Raw genomic sequence first — 8,337 nt, forward strand, 5'->3', positions numbered from 1 at the left:
CCCCCACTGTTGGGAACTGCAAGATCGCTGTTTTCGGAAGAATAATGCTTCCAGCTTATTTTAGGGGAAGCGTTATCGTTACGCCAGAGGTGAAGGTACTGGGATTGATCCCAACCTACGCTGACAATATCCAGATCACCGTCGTTATCCAAATCGGCTAGTTGGGTACCTAGGTGACTCTCTTTGCCAGTATCTAACTCGTTTTTAGTAAAATTTCCTTGACCATCGTTGCTCCAGGCTTGCAAAGCTAAGTCAGCACCCTTGTGCTCACTGGTTAGAATATCCACGTCACCATCGTTATCAAGATCACTTACGGCCAGATTATTCATAGAATACTGAGTAACAACCAAATGCCTTGTCCATTTGTCCGCTTCCGAAGATATCGGGTTTTCGTACCAGAATAGATTACCGTCGGCTTCTTTCCCCGGGTAACGTTCTTCAGCAATCACAATATCACCCCGACCATCCCCGTTTAAATCGGCCACTTCTACTCGGTCTACAGCGTGATTACTACGGCCGACAACGTGAGTTTCCCAATTTTCGCTGCCATCGCCAGGATTGGCAAACCACACCACTTCAGTAGGTTCTTCCTTGTTTTTTTCGGAGTAGCGTCCAGCAGCAATATCAATGTCACCATCACCATCTAAGTCGCCCGTTCCAATTCCTTCGTCAGAAGTGTTTTTTCCCACTAGCATCCGAGGCCACTCCCCTTCCGTTGGATTATCGGGTATAGTGAGCGCGTAAATATCACCTGCCCCAGCGATCAATAATTCTGGTTTATCTTTCCCATCTAGTTGAGCCGTGGTGAATCCTTGACTATTAACATGACTAGTGGCAGGCACTTCGGCTACCTTGGTTGCCCGCCAAGAAGTTCCCGCTTTGTCTTCAGCTTCTAACCAATAAACATCAGGCAGAGCCATCCCAATAATATCACCGTACTCATCACCATCTACATCTATCACAAAAATGCCGTCTACATTCATTCCTACGTCCTGCTTTTTCCAGGTGCCACTTAGGTCATTGCCAGGATTGACATACACGTGCCGTCCCGCTAGAATGTCAGGAAGATTATCGTTAGTCACATCACCCATGGCCAATCCGAAGTAACGGAGCCAGTTTGGTTCGGCATAATCCCCCCATTTGTCGCGGGTAGAATCTACCTGAATATAGGTCCAATGTGTGAGAGATTGAGTTGAGAGAGAAGTGAATGTGGTAAGAAAAATGAGTGGGTAGAGCAGATATTTCATTGATAGCGGGTTAGGTTGGCTGGTTAAAATAGTGATTTTTACAAGAATAGTAAACACTAGAATACGCTATGTCAGCAAAAGACTACCGCATAGCCATCAGAAATAAACAAGCGATAGACACACAACTTAAGAAAGGTTAGATTTATCAGATAAAGCGTAAGCTTGATAGGTAACATAAACCACCCCTGCACACATTAGTTAATATTTGATAAAAACCGTCGCCTTCAAACTCTAATAATTACTACTTTTACTAAATATGTACAGCATTCAGTGCCTCAACCGACTACTCTAGCGTAATAAGGTAAAGATGAATAAATGACACGACCTTATTCATAATTTTCACTTTTCCCTTCCTTATTTAGGACAGCAAACTTGAAAGAAGTTGTAGTTAAACCTACCTTTACTCTATGATTGATTTACTCCCTATTCATAACAGCCCGGAAGCCAATATTTCTTACCAGCATATTGGACGAACTGACATTACCCGATTTGAAAAAATGCATGTTGAGGTCTTCTCGGAGTCGGGTTTAGCCTCTATTGCGGTAGCGCGAGAAATTGCTAACCTTATCCGCTATAAAGCAAGCAAGGGTGAAGCTTGTGTTCTAGGATTAGCCACAGGTTCTTCCCCTATTAAGGTATATGAAGAGCTTGTTCGTTTGCACCAGGAGGAAGAGTTAAGCTTTCAGAATGTGGTCACCTTTAATTTGGATGAATATTATCCAATGGCCCAGAATAACGCGCAGAGTTATTGGTCGTTCATGCACGAACATCTATTTGATGATGTAGATATCCCACCAGAAAATATCAATATCCCAGACGGAACCCTTCCCCTTGAGGAAGTATACCCCGCGTGTATGGCGTACGAAGAAAAGATAAGCCAATACGGCGGATTGGACTTTCAGTTATTAGGTATTGGGCGAACGGGGCATATTGGATTCAACGAACCCGGCTCCTCTAACCAATCGCTAACTCGCCTTATTACGCTGGATCACTTAACCCGGGTAGACGCAGCTAGTGATTTTCGAGGTATTGATAAAGTGCCCAAACGGGCAATTACGATGGGCATTAATACTATTAAGAAGGCTCATCGTATTATTTTGTTAGCCTGGGGATATAAAAAAGCAAAAGTTGTTAAGAAGACCGTAGAAGGTAAAGTTTCTTCTGCCATTCCCGCCACGTTTCTTCAGGAACAACCCAATACGACCATACTGCTTGATGAGGAAGCTTCGGCGGAACTCACCCGTTTTAAAACCCCGTGGTTGGTAGGGCCGTGCGAGTGGACAGAACCCCTGAAACGAAAGGCCATTGTATGGCTAAGTCACAACGTAGGTAAGCCGATCTTAAAACTGACCGAGCGTAACTACAATGAAAATGGCATGTCCGATCTGCTGGCCATAGAAGGCTCGGCTTACGCGCTTAACATTAAAATGCACAACACGCTACAACATACTATTACCGGTTGGCCGGGTGGTAAACCGCACGTTGACGACAGTTATCGGCCTGAACGAGCTGAACCCGCTAAAAAGAGAGTGATCTTATTTAGTCCTCATCCTGATGATGATGTGATCTCGATGGGGGGTACATTCTTACGATTAGTTGATCAGGGGCACGAAGTACACGTGGCTTATCAAACATCGGGTAATATTGCTGTAGCCGACCACGATGCCCTCAGGTTCGCTGAATTCACCCACAATTTGAACCAACTTAATAAGGTTTCTACCCAAGAAATTGAAGAAATTGTTACTGAACTGCAACGAGAGGAAGATTCGGAACTTGATAGCCTTAAAGTTCGGTCAATTAAAGGACTTATTCGAAGAGGGGAAGCAATTGCTGGTGCCCGCTACTGCGGACTGCCCGACAATCAGATTCATTTCTTGAATATGCCTTTTTATGAAACTGGACGCTCTAAGAAGAACCCTTTAGGCCCTGAAGATATTCAATTAGTTGAGACGTTAATTAAAGAAGTAAAGCCTCATCAAATTTATGCTGCTGGCGATCTAGCAGACCCACACGGTACTCACAAAGTATGTTTGGACGCTATTTTTAGGGCTATAGATCACCTTAAAGATCAATCTTTTATGAAAGATTGTTGGTTATGGCTTTACCGAGGTGCCTGGCACGAATGGCCTATTCATGAAATTGAGATGGCCGTACCCTTAAGTCCCCAAGAAGTAGAAAAGAAACGTCAGGCAATCTTCTTCCATCAATCACAAAAAGATGGAGTTATGTTTCAGGGTGAGGACAGTCGAGAGTTTTGGCAAAGAGCCGAAGATCGCAATCAGGCCACGGCCACCTTGTATAATCAGTTAGGTTTGACCGAGTACGAGGCTATGGAAGCATTTGTTCGGCACCATTTTTAAGTGGTTGCCGGTTAGGTGAAATAGAAGATGACATAAAGAAGCCCGAATCTAACAGAAACGGGCGTTTTGAAGAGTGGGCCCTGCTGGGCTCGAACCAGCGGCCACCTGATTATGAGTCATAATATTTGTTTATCATTATTACATGCTTTCTTATCTAAATATAGGGAAAATATAGTAAATTTAGCGAAAATAGACGGTTTTAGCTGGTTTTCTTAAACTCCTGCTTATTATTGTTATCATTATTATTATCAAGTTTGTGTGCAAATTGTGTGCGAATTTTCTTAGTTTGCACACAGCATAAAGAACAAAAACATGATAGCTTCTACTACGATTTTCTACGATACTCGTAGACCATTAAAAGATGGCACCTACCCTATTAAAATTAAACTCACCTACCAACGTCAAAGAAAGTACTACCTTACTGGTATCAGTTTATCTAAAGAAGATTACCAGAAGGTTTTCGGAGAACGGCCTCGCAAGCATTTCAAAGACATAAAGCTAGAACTACAGGCTAGAGAACAAAAAGCCGTTGGTATCATCAGAAAATTACCTGTATTTTCATTTGAAGCATTTGAGAAAGAGTATCTGAATCAACTGCCAAAAGGTACTGATGTCTTCTCTGTCTTTGATCAATACATTGCTGATCTTCACAAACAAGGACGAGCCAGTACCGCTATCAGCTATGGTAATGCCTCACAGTCTTTAAGACAGTATTGGGGTAAGAAGAACCTACCCTTTGCTAAAGTTACCGCTGAATGGCTTATGGGCTACGAGCTATATATGGTAGGCAATGGTAAGAGCTTAACGACAGTTGGAATCTATCTCAGATCGTTACGTATCATATTAAATCTTGCAATTGAGGACGGATTAATGCAGAAGGGCTCCTACCCTTTCAGTAAACGTAAATACCAGATACCGGCCGGAAGGAATGTAAAGAAAGCTCTTACACTGGAAGACATTCAGAAAATTTTTGACTACGAACCTCAAACCGAAGCGGAGGCCAAAGCCAGAGATCTTTTTCTTTTTAGCTACTTATGCAATGGCATCAACATGAAAGATATTGCCAGATTGAGGTACCGAAACATTCAAGATGATAAGGTGACATTTGTAAGGGCTAAGACTGAGCGAACCAGCAAGAAGCACTTAAAGCCAATTGTAGCTGTCCTTACTACTGAAGCAAAAGAGATTATTCAGCGATGGGGTAACAAACCAGTAGAAGCCGATAGTTTGATATTTGACATAACTACCGACGAATTAACTCCCCAAAAAGAAGTAGCTCGTATCAAGCAGGGAGTTAAGACAACAAACAAATACCTGAAGCGAATAGCACAAAACATAGGGATAAAAAGCAATATCAGTACTTATACTGCCAGACATTCATTTTCTACCATTTTAAAGCGTTCAGGAGCACCTATTGAATTTATCAGTGAATCATTAGGGCATCATGATTTGAGGACGACAGAAAGTTACTTAGACTCTTTTGAAGATGATGTAAAGAAACAGTATGCAAGTGTTCTTACAAGCTTTAGAAAAAATAATTAGATTACGTTTTAGGTATCAAGCCTACAAAACCCACGAAAGCATAAAGAACAATGAGTTTCCCTTATCACAAATTTTTAGACTTCTGTTATGCAGACGAAGAAAAGACACACAAATATCAGTTACAACTTCACTGTACAAAAGCTGAATGTAAAAACGTAGATATACAACCTCAAATGCTTTCTTCTCCTGTCACAAGTAGGGAAGAAGATGAATCTTTTTCCTTCTGGAATTACCATTTTGCAAAGTTTCACGCCAACAGAGAAAACCCGGCGGAGTTCTTTGAAGCAGTTGAAAGTATTTATGATGGAAGTGGTAGCTTTGAGATGGCTTCTACAAAATGGGAGGGCTATTGCCCAGGAATAGAGTGGGTGAAGAAGAAGAAAAAGAAACTTGCAAAAACAGATGACCAAGCATTATCAGCGTGGGAGCTAGAATATGAAACTGCTTTCTCGGATATAAACAGCTGGGTAGAATGGTATGTGTGTAACCCTGAGCTTTCTGAAAAATATTTTCCGTTGCTTACTAATAAATTGAAAAAGCGGATACGGAAACATCCACCTCATTTTACGGCTAATATTATTCAGCGGCTACCGGAGGACTTTGCTAGGTCGATAGCGCAAATTGAAAAATTGTATGGGACTACAAAATTAAAGAGGATTCAACAACACATTGATTTAATCAAATTGGTTTCAGACCAAGAAAGCTTTTCATCTGAAATAGAAAAGATGGCGATTGAAAGTGTGAAAGACGAATTAACTGAACAGCTAGAATACTGGATCAGGGTAAAAAAGGGATTACAAACTGACAAATATTTATCTTCAGAAAGTGAAATAAACACTTTTGATGATTTATTTATAGATATGGATTTGATAGAACCATGCATCCAAATTCTTAGAGATGTTGATCCACCCTTAATTGGTGAAAAATATAATTTCATAGGGAGACGAAATAGCAAATCTGCTTTGTGTATCTGGATGGAAGAGCTTTACATGAAAGATTTAATAGGTTATGCGAACGACGAGCACAAAGCTAAATTATTAAATCAAAAATTCTCAGGCCTGGAAATGACGAAGGACGGCAGTCTATTCAGAAAAACGAGCAAAACCAACGAAGAGAAATATAAAGACCAAATCAAGGTTCTAATTTCCCGAGTTTCCCAAAATTCCCAAACCGGAAAGTAGGGAAAGCTTTACTATCGTTTCTAACGTGTTTTGCATAAACGAAATTCAATTAGTTATGCAAGAGCACGTATTTATTTCTATTAGTAAAGACGATTTACAGAATCTTATTATTGATTCGGTAAACACCTGTTTAAAGTTTAGCAAGTCCGATGATGGTCTTCGGAACAGAAAAGATTTGATAACTATTGAGGAAGCAGCCAGCTTCTTGAATCTTTCCAAGCCTACCATTTACCGGCTGGTATCCGAAAGGAATATTCCCCATAAAAAAAAAGGAAAAAGGCTATATTTCTCTAAAGAGAAGCTTACCGAATGGGTAGAAGAAGGTGAAGTGCGTACCCAAGCACAAATAAAAAAGGAGGTGAACAATGGCTAATGACTGCATCACCTCCTCGCATAAAGAACAGGGTAAAGATACAACTTTTTCATCAGAATTCTATCAAGTTTCTTTTCAAGAATTAACCTTACAAATCGGAGAAGAAAAGGCACTAGAGAAAGTAAAGATGTATCAATCTTCACCCTATACGGAGGTTGAAGTTGTACAGACTGGGTTATTGTTACGATCCTATCAGAACAGAAATAATTCTTTAGCTGATGTTCCTATCAGTGTATTCTATGATAAGGTAAATGGCAATCAACTTGGAATAAAAAATACCAGAGTAAAAAAGGATTTGCCACTCCTTGATGTAGTCAAACTTATTGAAGCTAATACGTTCAAGAAAAGAACTGCTACACTCAGAAGCATTGATAAAAAAATGTTCTCGGAAGAGAATAAGCTGTACAAGCAATCCTATTTTAGCTATGCCTGCTTTTCGGGTACTTTCTCCTATCGCTCCGATGCAAGCCTGATCCAGCACAGCAAACTTATCTGTATTGATCTGGATAACCTGGCACAGCCTGATCATATTATACGGATAATAGCGGAACAGGCCGACAAAGAATATATTGTATTATGCTTCATTAGCCCCAATGGAGATGGAGTAAAAGTACTATTTTATGCCGATGACCTATGCCCTGATAACCAATACAGCTACTATGGAGCCTTTTCTAGCTACCTAGCCGAGCTTTGCCAAATTCCAGTACAAAGTTATTGATAAAAGCTGTAAAGATGTGTCCAGGGCCTGTTTCCTACCCTATGACCCGAATATTTGGGTGAACGAACTTTTGCCTTACAAAACTTCATATTGACAGGTTATGACAAGTTCATTCCCACCTATTATTGAGCCTCATCACTATCGCATAAAGAACACTGAAAATGAAATTTGATAAAAATAAATATCTGAACGGAAATACTGAGCCGGATAAAGTCAAAAAACGAAATAACGGTATTGCAAACCTTACGATAAAAGATAATACCTATAGTAATAGAGCTTTGCAAACCGCCTATGATAATGTATTACAAGCTCCTGACGGTACCAAACTCGATACTTTACGTAAAGCTGGTACACTTTTAGGAGGCTATGTAGCCGGAGGCATGGTGAGCTATGAAGATGCTGAGTTAACGCTTCAGAATGCCATAGACCAGCGAGATTGCGATAGCTACCCAGATGCTTATAAAACTATTAGTAATTCAGTTAAGCACGGACAAACTAAGCCGATTACTTTGGAGGCACTGGAAGAGGAGCGGGCAGCATTTACGGCATCCAACCAAAAGAGAAAAATAGAAAATGAGAATATCAGTACATGCAACAGTTTTGCAAAGAAAGATGTTGAAGGAAGCCTCTTTCTTATTCAAACGGCTAATAAGTGGATGCAACAAGCTAACTTAAGGCCGGTACCTCAAATGCTTTTTGGGGAGCTGTGGTTTGAAAATGAACTATGTATTCTTTTTGCTGATACCAACTTAGGCAAGTCTATTTTAGCTGTACAGATTGCCAACAGTATCAGTAAAGGCAAACATATTTCCGGATTTAAATTGGAAGCTAATAGTCAGCCCGTTTTATACTTTGACTTTGAGCTATCCGACAAGCAGTTTGAGAATAGATATTCTATCAACTTCCAACAGCACTA

General features: G+C 40.5%; 7 protein-coding genes. 6 read left to right on the forward strand and 1 reads right to left on the reverse strand.

The window, feature by feature from the left end; translation table 11 throughout:
- Positions 1-1,247 (reverse strand): FG-GAP repeat domain-containing protein (locus WBA23_RS06180; RefSeq protein WP_424581378.1); only part of this gene is annotated, 1,247 nt, incomplete at its 3' end.
- Positions 1,248-1,654: 407 nt separating this feature from the next.
- Here WBA23_RS06180 and nagB point away from each other — a divergent pair.
- The 6 genes from nagB to WBA23_RS06210 form a co-directional block, all read left to right on the forward strand.
- Positions 1,655-3,607, forward strand: a complete 1,953-nt coding sequence (nagB, locus tag WBA23_RS06185; RefSeq protein WP_424581379.1) for a glucosamine-6-phosphate deaminase — start codon at positions 1,655-1,657, stop codon at positions 3,605-3,607.
- Between the two features lie 312 nt (positions 3,608-3,919).
- Positions 3,920-5,149, forward strand: coding sequence for a phage integrase SAM-like domain-containing protein (locus WBA23_RS06190; protein ID WP_424581380.1), 1,230 nt, complete (start codon positions 3,920-3,922; stop codon positions 5,147-5,149).
- Between the two features lie 50 nt (positions 5,150-5,199).
- On the forward strand, positions 5,200-6,330 hold the full coding sequence (locus tag WBA23_RS06195; RefSeq protein WP_424581381.1) for a hypothetical protein: 1,131 nt from the start codon (positions 5,200-5,202) through the stop codon (positions 6,328-6,330).
- 55 nt (positions 6,331-6,385) lie between these two features.
- Positions 6,386-6,703 carry a helix-turn-helix domain-containing protein gene (locus WBA23_RS06200; protein ID WP_424581382.1) on the forward strand — a complete coding sequence of 106 codons (318 nt, stop codon included), beginning with the start codon at positions 6,386-6,388 and terminating at the stop codon, positions 6,701-6,703.
- Positions 6,696-7,421, forward strand: a complete 726-nt coding sequence (locus WBA23_RS06205; RefSeq protein ID WP_424581383.1) for a BT4734/BF3469 family protein — start codon at positions 6,696-6,698, stop codon at positions 7,419-7,421. The genes WBA23_RS06200 and WBA23_RS06205 overlap by 8 nt, the downstream gene beginning before the upstream one ends.
- A 161-nt stretch (positions 7,422-7,582) precedes the next feature.
- Positions 7,583-8,337, forward strand: a 755-nt coding sequence (locus tag WBA23_RS06210; RefSeq protein WP_424581384.1) for an AAA family ATPase, incomplete at its 3' end; no start/stop codon positions are given.

Origin of the sequence: Tunicatimonas sp. (assembly GCF_049647865.1) — a bacterium.
Taxonomy (GTDB): Bacteria; Bacteroidota; Bacteroidia; order Cytophagales; family Cyclobacteriaceae; genus Tunicatimonas.

Bases quoted from the DNA above. Each gene is read 5' to 3' on its own strand.
- nagB (WP_424581379.1), top strand. From the start codon at position 1,655: ATGATTGATTTACTCCCTATTCATAACAGCCCGGAAGCCAATATTTCT.
- WBA23_RS06190 (WP_424581380.1), top strand. From the start codon at position 3,920: ATGATAGCTTCTACTACGATTTTCTACGATACTCGTAGACCATTAAAA.
- WBA23_RS06195 (WP_424581381.1), top strand. From the start codon at position 5,200: ATGAGTTTCCCTTATCACAAATTTTTAGACTTCTGTTATGCAGACGAA.
- WBA23_RS06200 (WP_424581382.1), top strand. From the start codon at position 6,386: ATGCAAGAGCACGTATTTATTTCTATTAGTAAAGACGATTTACAGAAT.
- WBA23_RS06205 (WP_424581383.1), top strand. From the start codon at position 6,696: ATGGCTAATGACTGCATCACCTCCTCGCATAAAGAACAGGGTAAAGAT.